The 23,341-nt window shown below is 71.1% G+C and carries 19 protein-coding genes; 17 read left to right on the top strand and 2 right to left on the bottom strand.

Going from position 1 to position 23,341, the window contains the following annotated elements:
- Positions 1 to 373 precede the first annotated feature (373 nt).
- Genes ABGB08_RS05265 through ABGB08_RS05340 form a run of 16 tightly spaced genes read left to right on the top strand, consistent with a single transcriptional unit; the run spans position 374 to position 17,138 of the window.
- Positions 374 to 2,386, top strand: a complete 2,013-nt coding sequence (locus tag ABGB08_RS05265) for an FAD-dependent oxidoreductase (protein WP_347586860.1) — start codon at positions 374 to 376, stop codon at positions 2,384 to 2,386.
- Between the two features lie 17 nt (positions 2,387 to 2,403).
- Positions 2,404 to 3,474: a methyltransferase domain-containing protein gene (locus tag ABGB08_RS05270; RefSeq protein ID WP_347586862.1), complete on the top strand. Its 1,071-nt coding sequence runs from the start codon at positions 2,404 to 2,406 to the stop codon at positions 3,472 to 3,474.
- Positions 3,475 to 3,481: 7 nt separating this feature from the next.
- Complete coding sequence (locus ABGB08_RS05275; RefSeq protein WP_155346338.1) at positions 3,482 to 3,793, top strand: hypothetical protein; 312 nt, start codon at positions 3,482 to 3,484, stop codon at positions 3,791 to 3,793.
- The gene (locus tag ABGB08_RS05280) at positions 3,793 to 4,191 is read left to right on the top strand and encodes a nuclear transport factor 2 family protein (RefSeq protein WP_347586865.1); all 399 of its coding nucleotides are present in this window, start codon (positions 3,793 to 3,795) and stop codon (positions 4,189 to 4,191) included. Before ABGB08_RS05275 ends, ABGB08_RS05280 begins: the two co-directional genes overlap by 1 nt.
- 26 nt (positions 4,192 to 4,217) lie before the next feature.
- Positions 4,218 to 5,339 carry an ABC transporter substrate-binding protein gene (locus ABGB08_RS05285; protein WP_347586867.1) on the top strand — a complete coding sequence of 374 codons (1,122 nt, stop codon included), beginning with the start codon at positions 4,218 to 4,220 and terminating at the stop codon, positions 5,337 to 5,339.
- 35 nt (positions 5,340 to 5,374) lie between these two features.
- Entirely contained in the window at positions 5,375 to 6,199 is an 825-nt protein-coding gene (locus tag ABGB08_RS05290) for an ABC transporter ATP-binding protein (RefSeq protein WP_347586869.1), read from the top strand.
- 13 nt (positions 6,200 to 6,212) lie between these two features.
- Positions 6,213 to 7,037 carry an ABC transporter permease gene (locus ABGB08_RS05295; protein ID WP_347586871.1) on the top strand — a complete coding sequence of 275 codons (825 nt, stop codon included), beginning with the start codon at positions 6,213 to 6,215 and terminating at the stop codon, positions 7,035 to 7,037.
- Entirely contained in the window at positions 7,034 to 7,783 is a 750-nt protein-coding gene (locus tag ABGB08_RS05300; RefSeq protein WP_347586873.1) for an SDR family NAD(P)-dependent oxidoreductase, read from the top strand. Before ABGB08_RS05295 ends, ABGB08_RS05300 begins: the two co-directional genes overlap by 4 nt.
- 12 nt (positions 7,784 to 7,795) lie before the next feature.
- Positions 7,796 to 9,157 carry a M20/M25/M40 family metallo-hydrolase gene (locus tag ABGB08_RS05305; protein ID WP_347586875.1) on the top strand — a complete coding sequence of 454 codons (1,362 nt, stop codon included), beginning with the start codon at positions 7,796 to 7,798 and terminating at the stop codon, positions 9,155 to 9,157.
- Positions 9,154 to 10,404 carry an Ohr family peroxiredoxin gene (locus ABGB08_RS05310; RefSeq protein ID WP_347586877.1) on the top strand — a complete coding sequence of 417 codons (1,251 nt, stop codon included), beginning with the start codon at positions 9,154 to 9,156 and terminating at the stop codon, positions 10,402 to 10,404. Before ABGB08_RS05305 ends, ABGB08_RS05310 begins: the two co-directional genes overlap by 4 nt.
- Before the next feature lie 26 nt (positions 10,405 to 10,430).
- A complete protein-coding gene (locus ABGB08_RS05315; protein ID WP_218041513.1) occupies positions 10,431 to 11,273 on the top strand; it encodes an IclR family transcriptional regulator in 843 nt (280 codons plus the stop codon).
- 30 nt (positions 11,274 to 11,303) lie between these two features.
- On the top strand, positions 11,304 to 12,506 hold the full coding sequence (locus ABGB08_RS05320; protein WP_347586880.1) for a CoA transferase: 1,203 nt from the start codon (positions 11,304 to 11,306) through the stop codon (positions 12,504 to 12,506).
- 47 nt (positions 12,507 to 12,553) lie between these two features.
- Positions 12,554 to 13,381, top strand: coding sequence for a cyclase family protein (locus tag ABGB08_RS05325; protein ID WP_347586882.1), 828 nt, complete (start codon positions 12,554 to 12,556; stop codon positions 13,379 to 13,381).
- Positions 13,381 to 14,808 (top strand): MmgE/PrpD family protein, encoded by a 1,428-nt coding sequence (locus ABGB08_RS05330; protein WP_347586884.1) that lies wholly within the window; start codon positions 13,381 to 13,383, stop codon positions 14,806 to 14,808. The genes ABGB08_RS05325 and ABGB08_RS05330 overlap by 1 nt, the downstream gene beginning before the upstream one ends.
- Entirely contained in the window at positions 14,801 to 16,270 is a 1,470-nt protein-coding gene (locus tag ABGB08_RS05335; protein WP_347586886.1) for a dihydroorotase family protein, read from the top strand. Before ABGB08_RS05330 ends, ABGB08_RS05335 begins: the two co-directional genes overlap by 8 nt.
- Entirely contained in the window at positions 16,257 to 17,138 is an 882-nt protein-coding gene (locus ABGB08_RS05340; RefSeq protein WP_347586888.1) for a CoA ester lyase, read from the top strand. Before ABGB08_RS05335 ends, ABGB08_RS05340 begins: the two co-directional genes overlap by 14 nt.
- 35 nt (positions 17,139 to 17,173) lie before the next feature.
- Here ABGB08_RS05340 and ABGB08_RS05345 read toward each other — a convergent pair whose 3' ends face one another.
- A complete protein-coding gene (locus tag ABGB08_RS05345) occupies positions 17,174 to 19,360 on the bottom strand; it encodes a fibronectin type III domain-containing protein (RefSeq protein WP_347586890.1) in 2,187 nt (728 codons plus the stop codon).
- 202 nt (positions 19,361 to 19,562) lie between these two features.
- Complete coding sequence (locus ABGB08_RS05350) at positions 19,563 to 21,158, bottom strand: arylsulfatase (RefSeq protein WP_347586892.1); 1,596 nt, start codon at positions 21,156 to 21,158, stop codon at positions 19,563 to 19,565.
- Between the two features lie 232 nt (positions 21,159 to 21,390).
- On the opposite strand from ABGB08_RS05350, the gene ABGB08_RS05355 reads away from it, so the two are divergent.
- Entirely contained in the window at positions 21,391 to 23,337 is a 1,947-nt protein-coding gene (locus ABGB08_RS05355) for a BTAD domain-containing putative transcriptional regulator (RefSeq protein WP_347586894.1), read from the top strand.
- The last annotated feature ends 4 nt before the right edge of the window (positions 23,338 to 23,341 follow it).

Genomic DNA, 23,341 nt, shown 5'->3' on the forward strand with positions numbered 1-23,341 from the left:
CGCCCTGCTCCTCGAAGAGATCAACAACAAGCCGCCCCGGATACCCGGCGACGACCGGCCCATCACCTACACGATCAACCCGTGATCGACATTCAACGGCTCGCGGAGCTCAATTTCCGGAGCTCTGAGTCCCAGGGCGGCGAAACACTCCTAACTAGGCCGCGGAAATGGACTTCGGCAGAGCCGCAGGCCCATCCCCTCGGGATGCCTCCCGTGCGATGGGAAGAGCCGCTCACTCCCGATGGCGCTGCGTGTCCGGAATGTTTCGTTTTAGGCAGACCATTGACGGCTTGGAACCTTGACCCATATCGTCCCGGTGAAACGAACGATGTACCAATGAACGGAACGCACATGAAGGGTTGGGTACCAGAGCATGACGTCGAGCGAAATCCGGCCGCTGCTGGAGCCCTTCCTCTTGGGTGGCGTCTACCTGCGCAATCGTGTCTTCGTCGCCGGCCACACCACCAACTTCGGCCACGACAACCGCCCCACCGTCCGCCACGTGGACTACCACGCAGAACGTGCCAACGGCGGCGCCGGGATGATCATCACCGAGGCGATCCGGGTGCACCCCACCAGCGCGGGCCGCCACATCAGCCTCGGCAGCTTCGACGACGCCTCGATCCCGGCGTACGCGGCGGTGGCCGAGGCCGTGCGGGCCGGCGGCGCGGCGATCTTCGCGCAGATCATGCACGCCGGGCGGCAGGCCAGCGGCGACGCCACCCGCACCGCCGCCTGGGCCCCAGCCGGGGTGCCGTGGGCCGCGGGCGCGCACATTCCACACGCCATGGGCCGAAGCGACATCGCCACCGTGGTCGCCGCCTTCGGCGCGGCGGCCAGGCGGATGCGCGCGGCCGGATACGACGGCGTCGAGGTGCACCTGGGCCACGGCCATCTGCTCCAGCAGTTTCTCTCCCCGTTCTCCAACACGCGCGACGACGCCTACGGGGGCGACGCCGACCGCAGGCTCCGCCTCACCCGGGAGGTGCTGACCGAAGTGCTGGCTCAGGCCCCGGGACTGCCGGTCGGCATCCGGGTCAGCGCCGACGAGTTCCTGCCCGGCGGTCTCACCCCGCCCGACGTGGTGGAGATCGTCGCGACTCTGCGGGGCGAGTTCCCCTTGGCGTACGTGCATGTCAGCCACTCCGCCTACCACGGCAGTTACTCGCTGGCCACCCAGATGGCCGACATGAGCTTCGGCCACGCCCCGTTCCGGCACCACGCCGCGCTCTTCAAGCGCGAGTTCCCCGGCCTGCCGGTGCTGGCCGTCTGCCGCCTCGACACCCTGGCCGAGGCCGCCGATCTGGTCCGGTCCGGCGACGCCGACCTGGTCGGCCTGGCCCGCCCGCACATCGCCGACCCGCACCTGGTCCGCCGCGCGATGGCGGGCGAGCCCGCCCGCTCCTGCCTGGCCTGCAACCAGGGCTGCGTCGGCAGGTTGGAGGCGAGTCTGCCGATCTCCTGCGTGGTCAACCCGGAGGTGGGGGCCGAGCGGGCTTGGGCGGCCGTGTGGGCCGGACCGCATGAAGAGACCCGGCGGGTGCTGGTGGTCGGCGGCGGACCGGCGGGGACGGAGGCGGCGCTGGCCGCGCACCGGGCGGGCCACGAGGTGACGCTCGCCGAGGCGGCCGACCGGCTGGGCGGCCAGATCGTGCTGGCCGCCCAGGTGGCGGGCCGGGAACGGCTCGGGCTGCTCGCCGCCGAACCCGCCGCCCGGCTGGCCGCGACCGGCGTATCAGTACGGCTCGGCCTGCGCGTGACGGCCGACGACCTGGTGCCAGGCGGGCGGCTGGCCGGGTTCGACGACGTGATCGTGGCGACCGGGTCCCGGCCCCTGCGTCGCGAGCTGCCCGCCGGGCCGCCGGTCTTCGACCTGTGGCAGGCCGTACGGGCACTCGCCGACCTGCGCGGCACCGTGGTCGTACGCGACGACGAGGGAAGCTGGGCGGCGGCCTCGGTCGCCGAGCACCTGGCCCGGCTGGGCGCGAAGGTGCACCTGGTCGTCCCCACCGCGTCGCTCGCGGCCAGGGTCACCACCTACTCCAAGCTCGCCCTCACCCGCCGCCTTGGCGACCTCGGCGTCAAGGCCCACCTGCTCAGAAGCGTGACCGGCGCCAACGGCGACCGGGTCACCCTCCAGGACTCCCTGACCGGGGAGACCGAGGAGCTGACCGGTGTCTCCGCCGTCGTGGACGCCGGCCGCCCGGAGGCCGCCGATGAAATCTATCGCGCGCTGGACGGGCAGGACAGCGCGCCGAGAGTGCACGTCGTCGGCGATGCCAACGCTCCGCGTACCGCGCTCGAAGCCGTGTACGAGGGCCGGCTCGCCGGTGCCTTCCTTACCGACCCCGTCGGCGGCGCCACGGCGCTCGCGCAGGCGGGCTGACCATGAGGAGAAGTCACGTGATCGACATCGAGGACCGTCTGGAGCTCGACGAGCGTTCCGCCGTCGACTTCGTGCTGGCCATGCGGAAACGCTGGTCGGACACCGTCTACCCGACGATGGCGGAGCAGTACAGCCAGAGCGGGCCGCCCTCGGGAGACGTCGCGGAGGCCGGACGGCGGCTCCGGGAGCTGGACCTCTACCCGTGGTACAGCCACCTGGAGCGGGTGCAGCAGAAGATGCTGTGGAAGATCGCCGGGGATGCGGTGCTGCGCCGCCGGGCCGACCTGCTCGCCCAGTACGACCAGGGGTCCGAGGTGCTCGGCAGCCTGACCCTGGACCCGGACCTGGAACTCCCCTCCTGGTACACCGACTACGACATCCACATCCAGCCGGGCAGCTTCTACTCCGACGACATGTCCGCCTACGTGTACGAGTTCGGCGCCCGGATCGTCATGCTCCGCGACAACGACGGCTACAAGTTCCACCGCCTGTTCACCGAGACGGCGCTGCCCGCGGCGGACGGTGTCTCCCGTGTGGTGGACATCGGCTGCGGGTTCGGCAAGAGCACCCGCCCGCTGGCGCTCCGTTACCCGGACGCCGAGGTCATCGGCATCGACCTGGCCGCACCGGGGCTGCGCCTGGCGCACGCCGAGGCCGAGGCAGCGGGGGTGCGGATCTCCTACCGGCAGGGTGACGGCCGGGCCACCGGCCTGGAGGGCGGTTCCTGCGACGTGGTCACCGGCACGATGGTGCTCCACGAGATGCCCGCCGCGGCGGTCGGCGAGACCCTGCGGGAGGCGGCCCGCCTGCTCAAGCCGGGCGGCGCGCTCCGCTTCCTGGAGTTCCAGCCGACCGGAGACCCGTTCCGGGACGCCACCATCTTCGAGCACGCCGAGCGGAACAACGAGCCGTTCTTCCACGACCTGTTCGGCTCCGACCTGCTCCAGATGTGCCGGGACGCCGGGCTCGTCGATCCCCGCTGGACCCCGTTCGACGAGCGCCGGGACGGCGTCAGCCCCGACGGCTGGGGAGAGCGCCGCGAATGGCACTTCCCGTGGGCCGTCCTGTCCGCGACCAAGCCGGAGTGACGTAAAGATGGCCGACGAATTCGACTACTTCCACGACCGCGCGGTGGGCAAGCTGTTCGATCTGATCCTGCAGCTCGGCACCGACCTGCACGTGACCAACAACCGGCTGCACGCGCTGGAGGCGCTGCTGGTCCGCAAGGGCGTGCTGGCCGCGGGCGAGCTGGACGCCCTGGTGCCCACCCCCGAGGAGCGCCAGATCCTGGACGCCCAGCGGGACGCCCTGATCGGCCGGCTGATGCGGATCATCACCGAGAGCGGCCCCGCCGAGCACCCGCTGCGCGACCAGTGGGAAGCGGCGCTCGCCGCGAAGGCCGGCTGATGACGAGCCCGTCCCCCGCCGCCCTGGTCGATCGTTACCTCCAGCTCTGCGAGGACCGCGACCTGGCCGCCGCGTCCGCCTTTCTGGCGCCGGGCGCGCGGCTGAACTTCCCCGGCGGGCGCAGCCACCCGTCGCTGGCCGCGATGGCCGCGGCGGCGAGCGGCGCCTACCGGTGGGTGCGCAAGCGGCGCGACCGCTACTTCGAGGCGGCGGGTGACGGCGCCGACCAGGTCGTCATCTCGCTCGGCACGCTCTACGGCGAGGATCTCGCGGGCGAGCCGTTCTCCGGCGTGCGCTACGCCGACGTGTTCGTGCTGCGCGACGGACTGATCGTCGAGCAGAACGTTTTCAACGATCTCCCCGAGGCCGGGATCGTCCCCGTCCCCACCCCCCGATAGCCGGCTCGAACGAGGTGCCGAAAACCATGAAAATCCCCCACCGCATCACTGCTCTCGCGCTCACCTTCACCACCGCACTCGCCCTGTCCTCCTGCGGCTCCGACCCCGAACCGGCCGCGCAATCCACCGGGGACGCCGTCACTCCGCTGGTGTTCGCCATCGCCTCCGCGGTGATCGGGCCCAAGGAGGAGGTGGCCACCTTCGGCGTCGCCAAGGACCAGGGCTTCCTGGCGGAGGAGAAGCTGGAGGTGAGCACGATCAACACCGACGGCTCGGTCGCCGCGCTCCAGGCGGTCGCCTCCGGCAGCGCCGACATCACCGCCGCCGACGCCGGGTCGATCCTGGCCGCCAGGGAGAAGGGCCTGAAGATCAAGGCCATCGGCGGTCTGGTCCAGAACTGGCCCTGGAAGATCGCCGTCAAGCCGGGCTCCGGGATCGCCGCGGGCGCCGACTTCAAGGGCAAGCGGATCGGCGTGATCAGCCTCGCCTCCGGTTCGGCCCCCTTCGCCCGCGGTTTCGTACGGCAGGCGGGCCTGGACCCGGAGAAGGACGTCGAGCTGGTCCCGGTCGGCGTCGGCGCCCAGGCGGCGGCCGCGATCAACGGCGGCGAGGTGGACGCGCTGGCCCTCTACGACCAGGCCTACCAGGTGATCGCCAACTCCGGCACCACCTTCGACTACCTCCCCAACCCGGACATGTTCCAGGGCATCCGGTCGATCACCTTCGCCGTCCGCGAGGAGGCGCTGACCGAGCAGAAGGACGCGATCACCCGCTACCTGCGGGCCGCGTACAAGGGCATGCTCTTCTCCGCGGTCAATCCGGAGGCCGCGATGAGCGTGGGCTACAAGGTCTTCCCCGCGATCCTGGCCGGTAAGGACGCCAAGGCGCAGCTGGCGGGCGACACCACGGTGCTGAACGCCTGGATCAAGACCGCCACCCCGCTCACCGGCGCGCCGGAGACGTTCGCGAACTGGGGCGCGATCAGCGACGCCGAGTGGTCCAAGACGCAGGCGTACACGCTGGGCGCCGGCCAGATCACCAAGGAGGTGCCGCTGGCCGAGGTGTGGGACGCGAGCCTCCTGACCGGCGCCAACGACTTCGACTCGGCCGCCGTGGTGACCAAGGCGAAGGCGTACACGGCCGGCTGACAACGCGACAACGAGCATCACGAGAGGAGGGCCCGATGGCCATCAGAACGCACCGGGCGTCCGCGACCGCCGCGACCGGCACGGCCGAGGAGTCCTGGATCGAGGTCGGCGGGTTGCAGAAGTTCTACCGGCCGCGCCGGTCGGAACCGACGCACGCGCTGTCCGACATCGGCTTCACGGTCCGGCGGGGCGAGTTCGTCTCGGTCGTCGGGCCCTCCGGCTGCGGCAAGACCACGCTGCTGAAGATCCTCGCCGGGCTGATCCCGAAGAGCGAGGGCGTCGTGCGGATCTCCGGGCGGGATGTGCGCAAGCCCATTCCCGAGGTCGGCATGGTGTTCCAGTCGGCGACGCTGCTGCCGTGGCGGACCATCCTGCAGAACGTCATGATCCCGGCCGAGGTGCAGGGCCTGAATATCGCGACCCACCGCGCGCGGGCCCGCGAGCTGCTGAGCATGGTCGGCCTGGACGGGTTCGAGGACAAGTACCCGCATGAGCTGAGCGGCGGCATGCAGCAGCGCGCCGGGATCTGCCGGGCGCTGGTGCACGACCCCGCGGTGCTTCTGATGGACGAACCGTTCGGCGCGCTGGACGCGATGACCCGCGAGCACATGAACGTGGAGCTGCTGCGGATCTGGCGGGAGAGCGGCCAGACCATCGTGTTCGTCACCCACTCCATCTCCGAGGCGGTGTTCCTGTCCGACCGGGTGGTGGTGCTCAGCCCCCGTCCCGGGCGGATCGCCGAGATCGTGCCGATCGACCTCGGCCGGCCGCGCGACATCTCGCTGGTGTCCTCCGACGCGGCGGGCGTGTACGTGAAGCGGATCCGCGAGCACTTCAACGGCGCCGGCGCCATCGACTGACGAGGGACGATCCATGACCATGACCGTGAAACCGCCCGCGACCGCCCGCAAGCCGCGGATCGACCTCAGGGAACGTCCGGAGATCGTGCTCGTCCCCGCCGTCTTCGTGGTCGTGGTGGCCGGCTGGGAGTTCCTGCTCGAACCGCTCGGGGTGGAGGCGTACGTGCTGCCCCGGCCGTCGCAGATCGCGGCCTCGCTCGGCGACCAGCTCGGCGACGAGCTGTTCTGGAGGCACCTGTGGGTGACTCTCCAGGAGTCGCTGGCCGGTTACCTGATCGGTGTCGCGGCGGCGCTCGTGCTCGGCACCCTGATCTCGCAGATCCGGCTGGTGGAGCGGACGCTGATGCCGTACATCGTGGCGTTCCAGACCGTGCCGAAGGTGGCGCTCGCGCCGCTGTTCGTGGTCTGGTTCGGGTTCGGCATGACCAGCAAGATCGTGATGGCCGCGGTGATCTCGTTCTTCCCGATGCTGGTGAACGTGGTCGAGGGGCTGCGCGCGGCGGACGCCGACCGGATCCAGATGCTGACCGTGTTCGGCGCGAGCAAGGCGCAGGTGTTCCGCCTGGTACGGCTGCCGACCGCGCTGCCGTTCATCTTCGCCGGGCTGGACATCGGCATCGTGTTCGCCATCCTCGGCGCGGTGGTCGGCGAGTTCATCGGGGCCAAGGAGGGGCTGGGGTACCTGCTCCTGCAGACCAACTACAACTTCGACATCTCCGGCATGTTCGCGGTGCTGGTGGTGCTTTCGGTGCTCGGGCTGGTCGCGCACTTCCTGATCCGCTTCCTGCAGCGGCGGATCGCCTTCTGGGCCGAGGACAGCCGGGTGATCGGCGCATGACCGCGGTGAACCGGTTCGACGGGCGGGTGGCCCTGGTCACCGGCGCGGCGCGTGGTATCGGGGCGGCCGTCGCGCTGGTGCTCGCCGAGCGCGGGGCCACCCTGGCGCTGGCCGACCTGACGGAGGCGGACTGGGAGCTGCCGGAGCTGCCCGGGGCCGGGCACACCCGGCACCAGGTGGACGTGCGGTCGGGCGAGTCCTGCCGGGCGCTGGTGGCCGCCGTGCTCGACGCGCACGGGCGGCTGGACCATCTGGTGAACAACGCCGGCATCGTCCGGCGCGGCCCGGCGACCACCATGTCCGAGCGTGACTTCACCGACGTGCTGGACGTCAACCTGACCGGCACGTTCCGAATGTCGCAGGCCGCCCACCCGGCGCTGCGCGGGTCCGGCCACGCCAGCGTGGTCAACCTGGGCTCCACCAACGGGCAGGTCGCGGTCCGCGACTCGCTCGGCTACTGCGTCAGCAAGGCGGGCGTCATGCATATGGCCCGGGTGCTCGCGCTGGAGTGGGCCGGGGACGGCATCCGGGTCAACGCGGTCGGGCCGACCATCGTGCCCACCGCGATGACCGCCGACGTGCGAGCCGACGCGGCGTACCTGCGGGACAAGCTGGCGAGCATCCCGCTGGGCCGGATGGCCGGGCCCGTCGATGTGGCGAACGCGGTGGCCTTCCTGCTCAGCCCGGCTGCCGCGATGACCACCGGCCAGACGATCTTCGTTGACGGCGGCGTCACCATTCACTGAAAGGAACCCCCCATGCCTCAGTACGACGTCTCGGCCGCGCTGGCCGCGGTCGACGAGCATTTCGACACCTTCGTCGCCGAGCTTCAGGAGTTGTGCCGGATCCGGAGCCGCCGCCAGGAGCCGGATCAGATGGCGGTCACCGCCGATTTCGTGGCCGGGTCGCTGCGCCGGTGGGGCGGGAGCGCCGAGGTCGTGCCGTGGGAGCACTCCTATCCGTACGTGATCGGTGAGTTCGGCGGGGGTTCTCCCGCGTTGCTGCACTTCAATCACTATGACGTCGAGGTGGAGCCGACAGGGGACGACGACGCGTGGACCAGCGCGCCGTACGCGGCCGAGATCCGGGACGGGCGGCTGTTCGCGCGCGGCGTCGCCGACGACAAGGGCGCCCTGATGTCCCGGGTGCACGCGGCGGCCGCGTTCCGGCTGGCCGGGCTGGACGCGCCGGTCACCAGCCGGTTCCTGATCGAGGGCAAGCGGCAGTTGCACAGCCCGGGCCTGGCCTCCTTCGTCCAGGCGTACGCCGACCGGCTGGCCTCGGACGCGGCGCTCTGGGAGAACTCCTGGGTGGACGCCGCCGACCGGCCGCTGCTGAAGCTGTCCGAGAAGGGCGTGCTCTACCTGCGGCTCACCGCGACCACCCTGGGCCGCGAGCTGACCAGCCAGAACACCGCGCTGCTCCCGGCCGCGACGGCCCGGCTCGCGGCGGCCCTGGCCACCCTGCAGCGGCCGGACGGCACGGTGCTGGTGCCGGGCTTCGCCGACGACGCCCGAGTGCCCACCGAAACCGAGCTGGCGCTGCTGCGGGCGCTGCACTTCGACGGGGAGTTCCTGCGGACCAGAGCCGGGGTGAACAGGTTCATCGGGGACCTGACCGACGAGCAGGCCGCCGTCGAGATCAGGACCCGCCCGACGCTCACCGTCACCGGCTTCACCGGCGGCGACAACCGGGACGACGTCACCCTGGGCATCCCGGCCACCGCTTCCGCCAAGCTGGAGATCCGCCTGATCGCCGGGCAGGATCCGGTGCGGGTCAGGGAGACGATCGTCAAGCACCTGGCCGACCAGGGTTTCGGTGACCTGACCGTGCAGACCATGGCGACCAGCAGCCCGCACCTCACCGACCACCGCGACCCCTTCGTGACGCTGGTGGCCGACGCCGCCCGGCGCGTGTACGGAGCGGAGCCGGTGGTGGAGCCCTACACCCAGTGGGTGGGCAACCAGGGCGTGCTGGCGGGGCGGCCGATCGTCGGGGTCGGGGTGTCCAGGTTCGACTCCGGCGTGGACGGTCCTGACGAGAACATCCGGCTGGACGACTACCGCGACGGGATCAAGCACGTGATCGAGGTCATGGGCGCGATGGCGGTGACGGCGTGAGCAACGCGTCTCATCTGCGGGGCGACTCGCCGCGCGCGTACCTGACCCTCCCCTGGGGGCAGGTGCACTACCGCGCGGCCGGCGACCCCGCCGCGCCGCCGCTGGTGCTGCTCCACCAGTCCCCGCTCTCCTCGGCCACCTACGAGCCCGCGCTGGCCGAACTGGCCGGGCACGGCGTGCACGCCATCGCCGTCGACACCCCCGGCTTCGGCCTGTCGGACGCCGCCCCCGCGCAATGGACCATCCCCGAGTACGCGCGAGCGATCTGGCAGATCATCGACGCCCTCGGCCTCGGCCGGGTCCACCTGCTCGGCCAGCACACCGGCGCGATCATCGCCGCCGAGGCCGCCCTCCAGCAGCGCGACCGGGTGACCGGCCTGATCTTCCAGGGCATCCCCCTGTACAGCCCCGCCGAACGCGCGGAGAAGAAGGCCGGGTACGCCCCCGGCTACACGGTCACCGCGGACGGCGCCCACCTGACCGTCATCTGGGACCGCATCCGCTGGCTCTACCCCACCATCTCCGGCGAGTCGGCCAGCCGCCAGGTCGCCGAGTACCTGAGCGTCGGCCCCGACTACGCGGTCGCCTACCGCGCCGTGTTCGACCACGAGCTGGACGTGCCCGCGCTGGCCGGGATCCCCACCCTGCTCCTGCACGGCGACCAGGACGTGCTCAACCGGATGAACGACGTGGTCACCGCCGCCTTCCCGGACGCTCCGCTGGTCACCATCCCCGGCGGCACCGACTTCGTGGCCGAGGAGCAGCCGCAGGCCTTCGCCAAGGAGGCCGCCGCGCACGTGCTCGCGCACGCCCCGCGCGGCCAGGCCCCCTTCACTCCCGTCTACACCGCGCGGGTGGCGGTCACCGGCGGACGCGGCGGCACCGCCAATTCGCTCACCGGCGACTTCACCGCGACCCTGGTCCGGCCGACCGACCGAACGGCCGCCGGCACCGACCCCGAGGAGCTGTTCGCCGCCGGGTACGCGGCCTGCTTCGACAGCGCGCTGGCGGTCGTCGCCCGGCGCGAGCGGATCTCCACCGGACCGGTCGAGGTGACCGCCGCCGTCACGCTCGGCACCGCCCCCGGCGGGACCTACCGGATCGAGGCCGCGCTCCGCATCCAGGCCCCCGACTGCCCGCAGCAAGACCTGGAACGCCTGGTACGGCAGGCCGACCTGGTCTGCCCGTACTCCAACGCGATCCGCGGCAACACCAAGGTCACGATCGAAGTGATCGGTGGCGGCTGAGCCGCGCCTGCCACTGGACTTCCCCCATGACCATTTCCACAGAAAAGGCTCCGATGGACCCCAACGACCTGGCAGAAGAGCAGGGACCGTCCAGATCGGGCATCGCCCGCGCCCTGTCCGTGATGGACGCCGTGGCCCGGTCACCCCGGCCGCCCGGCGTCTCCATGCTCGCCAGGGAGACCGGCCTGTCCAAGGCGGTGGCCCACCGCATCCTGCGCGAGCTGGTGGTCGGCGGGTTCCTGCGGTTCGACGAGGACACGAAGGTCTACCAGCTGGGGCCGCTGGCGCTGAAGATCGGCCTGGCGGCGATGCGCGAGTTCGACGTGGCGGCGGTCGCGCACCGGCACCTGGTGGCGCTGACCGAACGTACCGGCGAGACCTCCACGCTGTCGCTGCGGCAGGGCTGGTCCCGGGTGTACGTGGACCAGGTGCTGTCCACCCACGAGATCCGCATGTCGGTGGCGCTCGGCACCAGCCACCCGCTGCACGCCGGGTCGTCCTCCAAGGCCATCCTGGCGGCGCTGCCGGACGGCGAGGTGGCCGACTATGTCGCCCACCACCGGCTGGACAGCGTCACCGACGCGACCATCACCTCGGCCGACACGCTCCGCGAGGAGATCGACCGGATCCGCCGCCTCGGCTACGCGGCCAGCTCCGGCGAGCGCCAGTCGGGCGCGGCCAGCGTCGCCGCCGCGGTGTACGGGGCGACCGGCCAGGTGGTCGGCTCGGTCTCGCTCTGCGGCCACCAGGACATGTTCACCCGGAGCCGCAGGGACGCATTGGCCGCGCAGATCGTGGCGGCGGCGGCCGTCATATCCAGCGAGCTCGGGTACCGCCCGGCCGCGGGCGCGCCGGGCGACGTGGCCTAAATTCACGATTTTCACGACTTGGGGGTAGCAATGCCGGACGGACCGCTGCACGGGCTGCGGGTCCTGGACGTCTCGACCATCCTGGCCGGGCCGCTCTGCGCCCAGCTGCTCGGCGACTTCGGCGCCGAGGTGCTGAAGATCGAGCACCCGGTGGCTGGGGACGGCATGCGCGGGCACGGCGCGTCCAAGGACGGCCATGCGCTGTGGTGGAAGGAGATCTCCCGGAACAAGCGGACGCTCGGCCTGAAGCTCAGCGACCCGAAGGGCGCCGCCCTGCTGCTGCGCCTGGCAGAGCGCTCGGACGTGCTGGTGGAGAACTTCCGTCCCGGCACCCTGGAACGCTGGGGTCTTGGCCCCGACCTGCTGCACGAGGTCAACCCCGGGCTGGTCATCGTAAGGATCACCGGCTTCGGCCAGCAAGGTCCGTACGCGGGCCGGGCCGGGTTCGGCACCCTGGCCGAGGCGATGAGCGGCTTCGCCCACCTCACCGGCGACCCGGATGGACCGCCCACCCTCCCGGCCTTCGGCCTGGCCGACAGCGTGTGCGGCATCGCCGCGGCCGCCGCCACCACGATGGCCCTGCTCCACCGGGAACGCACCCCGGGACACCCCGGCCAGATCATCGACATGAGCCTGCTGGAGCCGCTGATGACCGCGGTCGGCCCTTCCCCCACCGTCTACGACCAGCTCGGCGTGGTCGAGACCCGGCACGGCAACCGCTCCACCAACAACGCGCCGCGCAACACCTACCGGACCGGCGACGGCCACTGGGTGGCCGTCTCCACCAGCGCCCAGCAGATCGCCGAGCGGCTGATGCGCCTGGTCGGCGACCCCGAGCTGATCGACGAACCATGGTTCGCCACCGGGCGAGGCCGGGCCGAGCACGTGGAGCTGCTGGACAAGGTGGTCGGCGACTGGATCGCGGCCCGGCCCCGCGACCAGGTGCTGGCCGCGTTCGCCGAGGCGGGCGCCGCCGTCGCCCCCGTCTACGACTCCCGCGACCTGGCCGGGGATCCGCACGTGCGGGAGACCGGCATGCTCACCCGGGTCGAGGACGCCGACCTCGGCTCGCTGCTCATGCACAACGTGATGTGGCGGATGTCGGCCACCCCGGGGCGGATCAGGTTCACCGGCCGGGAGCTCGGCGCCGACACCGATCACGTGCTGTCCGGGGAGCTGGGCCTGGACGCGGTGGAGCTGGCCGCGCTGCGGGAGGAGCAGATCGTGGCATAGCCGTACTCCCGCGAAAGAAGGCCGCCCAGCTGAAGAAACGAGAAGACATGACCATCACCGGAATCGACCCGCTGCTCGCGGCGGTACGCGGCGGGCTGACCGTCTACGACCTGGCCCGCCCGCTGTTTGTCGGCATGCCGCAGTCGCCCAACCATCCCGCCTACTGGCGCACCCTGCCCCGGCGGCACGGTGACCGGGTTCGCGGCGACGGCGGCTCGGCCGCCAATGACATGCTGGTCATGGGCACCCATGTCGGCACCCATATCGACGCCCTGGCCCACGTCTCGCACGATGGCCTGCTGCACGGGGGCGCCGACGCTCACCTGGCCTGCCGCGAGGGCGGGTACCCCGATCACGGGGTGCACACCATCGAGCCGATGTTCCGGCGCGGCGTCCTGCTGGACATTCCGCGCCTCGGGCGGCCTTGCCCCGGCGGGTACGAGATCACTCCCGCCGACCTGGAGCTGGCGGAAAGCGCCCAGAGCACCCCGGTCGGGCCGGGGGACGTGGTGCTGATCCGCAGTGGCTGGGGGCGCCACTTCGACGACCCGGATCGCACCCGCTACCTGGGGCACGACACCGGCGTGCCGGGCATCGGCGAGGCGGGGGCGTACTGGCTGGCCGAACGGGGTGTGCACGCCGCGGGCGCGGACACCATCGCGTTCGAGCGGCTGGGTCCCGGCCGGGGGCACAGCTCGCTGCCCGCGCACCGGGTGCTGCTGGTCGAGGCCGGCATCTACCTGATCGAGACGATGGCGCTGGAGGAGCTCGCCGCCGCCGGCGTGCACGAGTTCACCTTCGTGCTGGCCCCGCTGCCCCTGCACGGTGCGACCGGCTCCCCCGTGCGCCCGCTCGCCGTCGTCGGGGGGGCGTGATGGCCGAGCCGACCCTGGGCAGGATCCTCGCCGGGTTCGCCGCCGACACCTCCTTCCGCTCGCTCCCCGGCGATGTCGTGGTCAGCGTGCAGCAGCGCGTCCTGGACGTGCTCGGCCTGTGCGTGGCGGCGCACCGGCTGCCCACCAGCGCGGCCATCGTGTCGTACGTACGCGATCAGGGCGGGGCGGCGCAGGCGCACGTCGTCGGCGGTGGACCAGGAGGGTCGCCCGCGCCGCTGGCCGCGCTGGCCAACGGCGTGCTGGCCCACTCGCTCGACTACGACGACACCCACCTCCCGTCGGTGCTCCACCCGAGCGCGTCCGTGGTGCCGACCGCGCTGGCCGCCGCCGAACTGTCCGGCGCGAGCGGCGAGGAGGTGGTCCGGGCCATCGCGATCGGCCTGGAGGTCTGCGCCAGGCTCGGCATGGCCGGGTACGACCCGCAGGCCGGCAACTCCACGTTCTTCGAGCGCGGGCAGCACGCCACCTCCATCTGCGGCACGCTCGGCGGCTCGGTCGCGGCCGGGTTGCTGCTCGGCCTGGACGCCGAAGGGCTGCTCGACTGCCTGGGCGTGGCTGCCTCCATGGCGTCCGGCCTGATCGAGTCCAACCGGACCGGTGGCACCGTCAAGCGGCTGCACTGCGGGTGGGCCGCGCATGCCGCGGTCACCGCCGCCGACCTGGTCCGGCGCGGCTTCACCGGACCGCCGACCGTCCTGGAGGGCCGGTTCGGCTTCTTCCAGGCGTTCCTCGGCGGGAATTACGAGGCCGCGCAGATCACTGGTGGCCTCGGGGTCGAGTGGGCGGTTCCTGGGATCTTCTTCAAGCCGTATCCCGCCAACCACTTCACCCATACCGCCGTGGACGCCGCCCGCGCGCTGCGCGAGCAGGGCCTCGACCCGGACCGGGTGGACCGGCTGGTGCTCGGGGTGCCCGCGCCCGTCGTCCGCACCATCGGGCAGCCGATCGAGGTCAAGCGTGCGCCGGAGACCGGCTACCAGGCCCAGTTCAGCGGGCCGTACGCGGTGGTCACCGGCCTGCTCGGCGGGGGCGGTCTTGGCGCGAGCCTGGACGACTACACCGACGAGCTGGCCCGCGACCCGCGCCGCCGGGCGCTGATGGCCAAGGTCGAGGTGGTGGCCGACGACCGGGCCACGGCGATCTTCCCGGCCCAGTTCCCCGCCATCCTGACCGCCGTGGACTCCGACGGCCGGGAGTGGCGGCAGGAGGTGCTGACCAACCGGGGCGGCCCGGACCGGCCGCTGTCGGAGGCCGAGCTGACCGGCAAGTTCCTGGACAACACCAAGGGGCGGCTGCCGGTCGGCCGAGCCGCCGAGGTGGCGGAACGGGTGCGCGGGCTGACCGGCCTGGCGCACGTGAGCGAGCTGCTCCGCCCGCTGGCGGAACTGGAGGACGGCGATGAGTGAATTCGACTTGGTGATTAAGAATGTCCTGATCGTCGACCCTGACCGGGACGACCCGGTGGCGGGCGACATCGCCGTACGGGACGGGAAGATCGCCGCGGTGGCCCCCGGCGTCGACGTGACCGGCGTCCCCCAGGTGGTGGACGGCGGCGGGAAGCTCGCTTTTCCCGGCGTGGTCGACGCCCACCAGCACTGGGGCATCTACAACCCGCTGGCCGAGGACACCGCAAGCGAGAGCCGGGCCTGCGCCCAGGGCGGGGTCACCTCCGCCCTCACCTACATGCGGACCGGCCAGTACTACCTGAACAAGGGCGGCGACTACGCCGACTTCTTCCCCGAGGTGCTGGACCTGGCGCGGGGCGGCGCGCACGTAGACTACGCCTTCCACCTCGCGCCGATGTCCAACCGGCACATCGAGGAGATCCCCGACCTGGTGGAGCGGTTCGGGGTCACCTCGTTCAAGGTCTTCATGTTCTACGGCGGCCACGGGCTGCACGGGCGCTCGGCCGACCAGAGCGCGTTCCTGATGACCCCGCCGGGCGAGCGGTACGACTACGCGCACTTCGAGTTCGTGATGCGCGGCGTCCGCGCGGCCAGGGAACGGTTCCCGCACCTGGCCGAGGAGATCTCGCTGTCCCTGCACTGCGAGACCGCCGAGATCATGACCGCCTACACCCGGATGGTCGAGGAGGCCGGCGAGCTGACCGGCCTGGCCGCCTACAGCGCCTCCAGGCCCCCGCACTCCGAGGGCCTGGCGGTCTCCATCGCCGCATACCTGGCGCACGAGACCGGCCTGCCCACCATCAACCTGCTCCACCTGTCCTCCCGCAAGGCGGTCGACGCGGCGGTGCGGATGGCCTCCGCCTTCCCGCACATCGACTTCCGCCGCGAGGTCACGGTGGGCCACCTGCTCGCCGACATCACCACCGCGCACGGCCTGGGCGGCAAGGTCAACCCGCCGCTGCGGCCGCGCGAGGACGTGGAGGCGCTCTGGGAGTACATCGCCGACGGCACCGTCGACTGGGTGGTCAGCGACCACGCCTGCTGCCGCGACGAGCTGAAGTTCGGCGACCCGCGCGACGACATCTTCCTGGCCAAATCCGGCTTCGGCGGCGCCGAGTACCTGCTCCCCGGCATGATCACCGAAGGTCGCCGCCGCGGCCTCTCCTACGGCCGCATCGCCGCCCTCACCTCCCGCAACCCCGCCGTCCGGTACGGCTTGCGCGGCAAGGGCTCCCTCGCGCTTGGCAAGGACGCCGACATCGCCCTGGTCGATCCCGCCCGCACGTGGACCGTCCGCGCCGAGGATTCCGAGTCCACCCAGGAGTTCACGCCCTTCGAAGGCTTCGAGCTCACCGCCGAGGTCACCGACACCTTCCTGCGCGGCACCCGCATCCTGGAGGCGGGGAAGGTCGTCGGCAGCCCCTCCGGCCGCTACCTGGCACGTCCTTATGACCACGCCTGAACGGACCGCGCCCGGCCGGACCACGTCTGCCCGGACCGCGCCGGGCCTGGTCAGATCTGCCCTCTATGTCCCCGGGGACCAGCCGGGCAAGCTGGCCGGCGCCGCCACCCGCGGCGCCGACTCGCTGATCGTGGACCTGGAGGACGCGGTCCCTGCCGCCGCCAAACCGCAGGCCCGCGCGACGGTCGCCCGCTGGCTCGCCTCCGATGGCCCCGCCGTGGCTCGGGAGACGCAGCTCTGGATCAGGATCAACCCCGGCGAGGCGGGCCTGGCCGACCTCGCCGCGGTCGCCCACCCCGCCGTGACCGGCATCTGCGTCGCCAAGACCGAGAGCGTCGACTGGCTGGCCGAACTGGATCGCAAGCTGGCCGGCCACCCACACATCGTGCTCTGCCCGATCCTGGAAAGCGCCGCGGCCGTCCTGAGCGCACCCCGGCTGGCCGAGGGACCTCGGGTCACCCGCCTCCAGCTGGGCGAGGCCGATCTCCGCGCCGACCTGGGCGTCGATCCCGGCGACGACGAACGCGAACTCCTCTGGGCGCGCTCGCACGTCGTCCTCGCCTCGGCCGCCGCCGGTCTCGCCCCGCCGCTGGCTCCGGTCAGCACCGCCATCACCGACCCGGACGCGCTCCGCCGCTCCACGCACGCCCTCCGACGCCTGGGCTTCCACGGCCGCGCGTGTATCCATCCCGCGCAGATCCCCATCGTGCACGAGGTCTTCACGCCGACCCCCGGCGAGCTCTCGCGCGCCCAAGCGCTGATCACCCGTTTCGAGAACACCCCTGATGGCGTCCTGGTGGACGACGATGGGCGCATGGTCGACGAAGCCGTCATCCGTCAGGCCCGCCGTACCCTGTCGATGAGCTGACCCACCCACACCGGGGTGTGGGTGGGTCAGGAGAATCAGGCGCAGGTGTAGCCGGACGGGAGAGCGGTGTTGCCGTTCGGGCGGCTCGCCTGGAAGCCGACGCTGGTCGTGCTGGCTCCAGGGGCGAGGGTGCCGTTGTGACCGACGTTCCTGATGGTCACGGTCTGCCCGCTGACGGTGACGGTGCCGTTCCACGAGCCGGTCAGGGTGTGCCCGGCCGGCAGGGTGAACGTGGCCGTCCAGCCGGTGATAGTCGAGGTGCTGGTGTTGGTGATGGTCAGCGGCTGGATCACGTACCCGTTGCCCCACTGGGTCTGTACGGTCGCGACGGCCGAACAGGTCCCGGTGGACGTGCCGGGCAGGGTGGTGATCTGGGCGGTGTTGGAGACCGGCGAGATGTTGCCCGCGGCGTCCCGCGCCCTGACCTGGTAGCGGTAGGTGGTGTTGGCGGTCAGTCCGGTGTCGCCGAACGAGGTCGTGGTCGAGGTGCCGACCTGGGTGAACGTGCCGCCGGTGGCGCCGGGGGCGCGCAGGATGTCGTAGCCGCTCACGCCGTTGTCGTCGGTCGAGGCCGTCCAGGCGAGGTTCGTGCTGGTGGACGTGGTCCCCGCGGCCGCGAGCCCGGCCGGGGCGGTCGGCGGCGACGTGTCGCCTCCGGTGGTGGCCGTGGTGAAGGTGACCAGGGCGGAGTTGCCCGACAGGTTGCCCGCGCCGTCCCGGGCCCGGACGTACACCTGGTACTGGGTGTTCGCGGTCAGCCCGGTCAGGGTGGTGGAGTTGGTGGTGGACTGGCCGATCTGCGGGTCGGTCGTGCCCTGCTCGCGGTAGAGGTTGTAGCCCGCCAGGCCGGAACCGCCCTGGTCGGTGGAGGCGCCCCAGGTCAGGGTGGCGCTGGTGGCGGTCACGCCGGACGCGGTCGGGGTGCCCGGGGTGCTCGGCGGGGTGGTGTCGGTCGGGTTCGGGGTGGAGTCGCTGAGGGTCGGCGTCGTCCAGTCCCGCCAGTCGGCCAGGTTGCCCTGCGCCCTGGACGAGATTCTGATCGCGCCAGGAGCGTTGCCCGTCTTCAGCAGGAACTTCTGGATGTTCTGCTGCAACGGGGTCCGCCATTCAGCCCTGTTGGCGCAGTGGGTGCCGTCCTGGACGTCGGACCAGTAGGTGATGTTCTCGCCCGCGCCGAGCGCCTTGTAGACCTCGGCGCCGCCCAGGGCCGCCACACTCGCGGACCGGGGGCCCAGGTTGGCGATGTGCGGGTTGTCCATGATGAACAACCCTCGCGGCGCGATCATGGCCACCGTTTCATGCGTGTCCACGGGAAGCCGGTTCGGGCTGCCCGTGAAGGAGCCGAACGCGTCGCCAAACCACGGCTGCTCGCCGTAGGCGCTGCTCAGGCTCTGGGCACCTTCCCCGGGGATCCCACGGAAGATGGGAACACCGGCGCTGCCCGACTCGATCGGCATGGTCAACGCGATGCGCTGATCGAACGCACCGGCCACGAAAGCACCCTTGCCGAACCGCGAGCATCCCGTGACGCCGGTCGCGTCCGCTTTGAGAATGTTGCCGCCCGACTGCTCGATGACGTCGATGATCCGGCTCACCCCCCAGCCCCAGGCGACGAGCAGCCCGGTGCTGCTGGTGTTGCCGTAGATGCTGTAGAACGCGCCTTGCTTGTTGTTCCGTGGGGTGCCCTCGCGTCCGACCACGTAGGGGTCGTAGCTGATGACGGCGGCGCCGGCCGCTCGGATGGCGGCCGTGTCCGCGCCAAATCCTCCATAGACAACGACGGCCGGGAAAGGTCCGGTGCCGCTCGGCAGTGAGACGCTCGCCGAGAAGCTGGAACTCCTGCCGTTGTGGTTCACGTTCACGGTGATGCTGGTGTTCGAGACCGTTCCCGTGACGCTTGTCGGCTTTCCGGGCTTCTCGCCGTAAACGAAGCGCTCCGCCAGCCTCTTGATCTCTTCGCGTCGGCAGCGCCAGTCGGACTTAGTGGAGATGCGGGTATTGTCCAGCTTCCTGAAGGGATCGGGGAGCCTGGAGTTGGTGGGCAAAGATCCTTCGCTGGGCAGGGCGGGCACGGTGCAGTCGGCACCTTCGTTTTCCACTCCAACAGCCGCGGCGGCCTCGGTGGAGACCAGGGCTACCGCTCCAGCGATCGAGAGCGTCGCCGCCACCGTCAGCGCGACGACCTTCGAGCGGATCCTAGAGCGACCTAAGCTGATGATCACTAGGCTCTCCCTTCCGGGTGGGTGTTCGCGATCAGTCTGGGAATCCGTTCGAAACACGTCAACGCAGGCGTCGAAATGTTTCTTTGTGCCGCACCCCTGAGCTGGAAATATGTCCATGACGAAGCCGAAACATTTCGGAAACTAGCTGAATGCAAAGGACGTTCCCGCTGCGCAGCCCGGCGCCCCGAAACTTTCGCTAGAGTTATGCCTTCGCCTGGAACGTCACCTTCCGGCCGTTCGCGGTGAATCTCGCGCGGGCGAGGCGGGGACCTCTCCCGGCGTCCCCGGCGAAGGTGAACGTCACCGTAAGCGCCGCCCCGGGTTCCAGCGCATCCGTACGCTCGCTCTCGAAGGTGTCCAGGCTCAGCCGCACGTTCCGCCACGGCGACGCCGAGCCGTTGTGCAGGGTCACCATCACCTCGCTCCCCTCCTCCCGCACCTCCAGCCCGTACGGCACCCGCGGATCGTCCCCGATCGACCGATCCAGGAGATCGACGAGCTCGGCGACCAGCTGCGGATTGCGCGCGGAGACGTCGTGCCGCTCACCGCGGTCACCGCGCAGGTCGTAGAGCTCGATGCGGCCTTCCGGCCCGGCTCCGGCGATGTTCGGCGCGAAGCGGATCAGCTTCCAGTGGCCGCGCCTGATCGCCTGCATCTTGCGCGGCCGGTTCCACAGCAGGAACGCATGTCCGGAATATCGCCCTCCGGTCAGCAGGCCGCGGAACGACTTCCCGTCCAGGTTGGCCGGAGCGGGGACACCCGCGAAATCGGCCAGCGTCGGCAGGACGTCCCACAACGCCACGGGCTCGTGAACGACCTTCGCGGTGAGGGACGGCGACCAGGCGATCATGGGCACCCGGATGCCGCCGTCGTAGAGCTGGCGCTTGACCCCGCGGAACGGCCCGTTGGAGTTGAAGATCGCCGGGTCGACGCCCTTCTCGTGGTGCGGCCCGTTGTCGGCGGTGAACAGCACCAGCGTCTCGTCCGCCACTCCGGCCTCCTGGAGCGCGCGGACGATGTCGCCGACGTGCGAGTCCAGCCAGGTCACCTGGGCGGCGTGGCGTCGGTTGGGACGGGTCCACGGCTCATTCGCGTACCGGCCGCTGTCGCCGGGGACCTGGCTCGGGGAGTGCGGAAGGATGGTGGCGAAGTGCAGGAGAAAAGGGCGGTCGTCGGCCTCCTTGATGAAGGCGACGGCCTTGTCGCGTAACAGATCCGGCGCGTACGTCTTGCCGTCGAGCGCGACCTTCTCCCGGTTGTGCCAGAGGTAGGACGGAAAATACTGATGGGCGTGGGCGTGGGTGATATAGCCGAAGAACTCGTCGAATCCCCGGACATTGGGATGGGAGACCTGGCCCGGCGCTTCGGGGCCGAACCCCCACTTGCCGATGCAAGCCGTCCGGTATCCGGCCATCCTGGCCAGGTCCGCGAACGTGAGGTCGGCGGCGACGAGGGAACGCTGCGGCCCGCCCTCCGGATTCTCGCGTACGGTTCCGTGGCCGGCGTGCAGGCCGGTCAGCAGCGTGCAGCGCGACGGCGCGCACAGCGAAGACCCGGCATACGCGCTGGCGAACCGGACGCCCTCGGCCGCCAGCCGGTCGAGGTGGGGAGTCACGATCTTCTGCTGCCCGTAGCATCCGATCTCACCCCAGCCCATGTCGTCAGCGAGGATGATGACGAAGTTGCGCGGGGTGCGGCCTTTCGCCGCCGCTGTCTCGGCCGCGCTCGCGGAGGTGAGCCCGGCCGCGACCAGGCCTCCGGTGCCCGCGAGAAATCCACGTCTGGTGGTGGGCAGCATTAATCCTTGACCTCTGGTGGAAGCGTTGGTACGGCGTTACGGTGGCACATCTCGCGCCAGGAGTTCGGCTATCTCGGGAACATCATGGCGACCGGAAGCGGCCCACCGTGCTGGACCGTACCGGATCAGATCTTTCTTCCGCCAGTGGCCCCTCGTCGCATGATCGAACCGATTGACAGACCCGGTCAGCGTCCAGGATTCTTCATGCGATATCCGATGGGGGCGGAGTTGAGTGGAATTTCACGTTCTCGGACCGCTGAGCGTCTCCCGGGACGGTCCGCTGATTCCGGTCGGTGGAGCACCAAAACTGCAGCTCACCCTGGCCGCGCTGCTGTCCAAGGCCGGCCAGCCGGTGTCGATCGACTGGCTGATCACCGCCGTCTGGGGTGACCAGCCGCCCGCGTCCGCGCGCCGCAACATCCACCTTTACGCCCACCAGCTGCGCCGGACGTTCGGCGCCGACGTCCTGGCCGGCCGGCCGGGCGGGTACGCGATCATCACCGACGCGCTCGACGCGACGCGTTTCCGCAGCCTGGCGGCGCAGGGGAACGCAGCGCTGGACCGCGGCGATCTCGAATCGGCGCGGGACCGGCTGCGCGCGGCGCTGAACCTGTGGCGGGGACCCGCGTTCGCGGAGTTCGGCGACTGCGCGCTCATCACGGAGGAGGCCAGGCGGCTGGAGGAGGCGCGGCTCACCGTGCACGAGCGGCTGGCGGAGGCCGAGCTGGGTCTGGGCGGGCACGTGGAGGTGGCCGCCGAGCTGGCCGATCTCACCCGGGAGCATCCCTACCGGGAGAGCCTGCGCGGGCACCTCATGCTCGCGCTGTACCGGTCCGGCCGTCAGGTCGAGGCGCTGGAGGTCTTCCGGGAGACCCGCGATCTGCTGCACGCTCAGCTCGGCATCGAGCCCGGCCCCGTGCTCCAGCGCCTGCACGAGGCGATGCTCCGCGGTGACGCGGAGCTCCTTCCCGCCTTAGATCAGCCGCCGCAGGAGGCGGACGACTGCCCGTACCGGGGGCTGATGGCGTTCCAGCCGGAGGACGAAGCGTGGTTCTTCGGCCGCTCCCACCTGATCGACCGGCTCCACGACCTGGTCGGCCGCCTTCCGGTGGTCGGCGTGTTCGGGGCGTCGGGCAGCGGAAAGTCCTCCCTGCTGCGCGCCGGGCTGCTGGGCACGTACGGCCAAGGGCTGATCATGACGCCGGGCGAGCACCCGATGGACACGCTGGCCGACGTGGTGGCAAAGGTGTCCAGCGACGATCCCAAAGAGCTCCGCGACGACCCCGCCGCCTTGAGCGCCGCCCTGAACGGCCGCCCGCTGCTGGTGGTGGACCAGTTCGAGGAGATCTTCACCCTGTGCGCCGACGACGGGGAACGGCGCCAGTTCGTCGAGTCCCTGCTGAGCCTGTCGGGCACCGTTCTCGTCCTCGGCGTACGGGCCGACTTCCTCGCCCACCTGACCCAGCATCCGGCCCTGGTCGAGGCGCTGGGCGGCGAGGCCCAGCTGCTCGTCGGACCGATGTCGCCCGCTGACCTGCAGGAGATCGTGGTACGGCCCGCCGCACAGGCGGGCCTCACCGTGGAACCCAGCCTGCTGGCCACGGTCCTGGCCGACGCCGCCGAGGAACCGGGCTGCCTGCCGCTGGTCTCGCACGCGTTACTGGAGACCTGGCGGAACCGCACAGGACCGAGTCTCACGCTGTCGGCCTACCAGGCGGCAGGCGGAGTACGCGGAGCTATCGCGCAGAGCGCGGAACGCGTCTACCACGAACTCGCCTCGCCGGAGCAGCAGGCCGCACGCAGGATCTTCGTGCGGCTGACCGCGCTCGGAGACGGCACCGAGGACACCAGGCGGCCCATCTCCCGGACCGAACTCGTCGGCCTGGCCCACCCCAGACTCACCTCGGGCGTGCTGGACCGGCTCGCGGCCGCGCGGCTGGTCGTCCTCAGCGAGGACACGGTGGATGTGGCGCACGAAGCGCTGATCCGGGCCTGGCCCCGGCTGCACCGCTGGCTGACCGACGACCGCGAGAACCTGTTCGTGCACCGGCGGCTCACCGGCGGCTCACCGACGCCGCGCAGACGTGGCAGGAGCTGGGGCGCGATTCCGGAGCGCTGTATCGAGGCGTCCAGCTGCTGGCCGCCAGGACCTGGGCGGAGGATCACCCGCAGGAGCTGAACAA

The sequence above is a fragment of the Acrocarpospora sp. B8E8 genome, from assembly GCF_039871605.1.
GTDB classification, from domain to species: domain Bacteria; phylum Actinomycetota; class Actinomycetes; order Streptosporangiales; family Streptosporangiaceae; genus Acrocarpospora; species Acrocarpospora macrocephala.

What these genes read in the sequence shown, in the direction of transcription:
- ABGB08_RS05315 (WP_218041513.1), top strand. Translation starts at nt 10,431, where the DNA reads ATGACCATTTCCACAGAAAAGGCTCCGATGGACCCCAACGACCTGGCA.
- ABGB08_RS05340 (WP_347586888.1), top strand. Translation starts at nt 16,257, where the DNA reads ATGACCACGCCTGAACGGACCGCGCCCGGCCGGACCACGTCTGCCCGG.
- ABGB08_RS05350 (WP_347586892.1), bottom strand. Translation starts at nt 21,158, where the DNA reads ATGCTGCCCACCACCAGACGTGGATTTCTCGCGGGCACCGGAGGCCTG.
- ABGB08_RS05335 (WP_347586886.1), top strand. Translation starts at nt 14,801, where the DNA reads ATGAGTGAATTCGACTTGGTGATTAAGAATGTCCTGATCGTCGACCCT.
- ABGB08_RS05305 (WP_347586875.1), top strand. Translation starts at nt 7,796, where the DNA reads ATGCCTCAGTACGACGTCTCGGCCGCGCTGGCCGCGGTCGACGAGCAT.
- ABGB08_RS05285 (WP_347586867.1), top strand. Translation starts at nt 4,218, where the DNA reads ATGAAAATCCCCCACCGCATCACTGCTCTCGCGCTCACCTTCACCACC.
- ABGB08_RS05330 (WP_347586884.1), top strand. Translation starts at nt 13,381, where the DNA reads ATGGCCGAGCCGACCCTGGGCAGGATCCTCGCCGGGTTCGCCGCCGAC.
- ABGB08_RS05325 (WP_347586882.1), top strand. Translation starts at nt 12,554, where the DNA reads ATGACCATCACCGGAATCGACCCGCTGCTCGCGGCGGTACGCGGCGGG.
- ABGB08_RS05265 (WP_347586860.1), top strand. Translation starts at nt 374, where the DNA reads ATGACGTCGAGCGAAATCCGGCCGCTGCTGGAGCCCTTCCTCTTGGGT.
- ABGB08_RS05320 (WP_347586880.1), top strand. Translation starts at nt 11,304, where the DNA reads ATGCCGGACGGACCGCTGCACGGGCTGCGGGTCCTGGACGTCTCGACC.
- ABGB08_RS05290 (WP_347586869.1), top strand. Translation starts at nt 5,375, where the DNA reads ATGGCCATCAGAACGCACCGGGCGTCCGCGACCGCCGCGACCGGCACG.
- ABGB08_RS05300 (WP_347586873.1), top strand. Translation starts at nt 7,034, where the DNA reads ATGACCGCGGTGAACCGGTTCGACGGGCGGGTGGCCCTGGTCACCGGC.
- ABGB08_RS05275 (WP_155346338.1), top strand. Translation starts at nt 3,482, where the DNA reads ATGGCCGACGAATTCGACTACTTCCACGACCGCGCGGTGGGCAAGCTG.
- ABGB08_RS05295 (WP_347586871.1), top strand. Translation starts at nt 6,213, where the DNA reads ATGACCATGACCGTGAAACCGCCCGCGACCGCCCGCAAGCCGCGGATC.
- ABGB08_RS05280 (WP_347586865.1), top strand. Translation starts at nt 3,793, where the DNA reads ATGACGAGCCCGTCCCCCGCCGCCCTGGTCGATCGTTACCTCCAGCTC.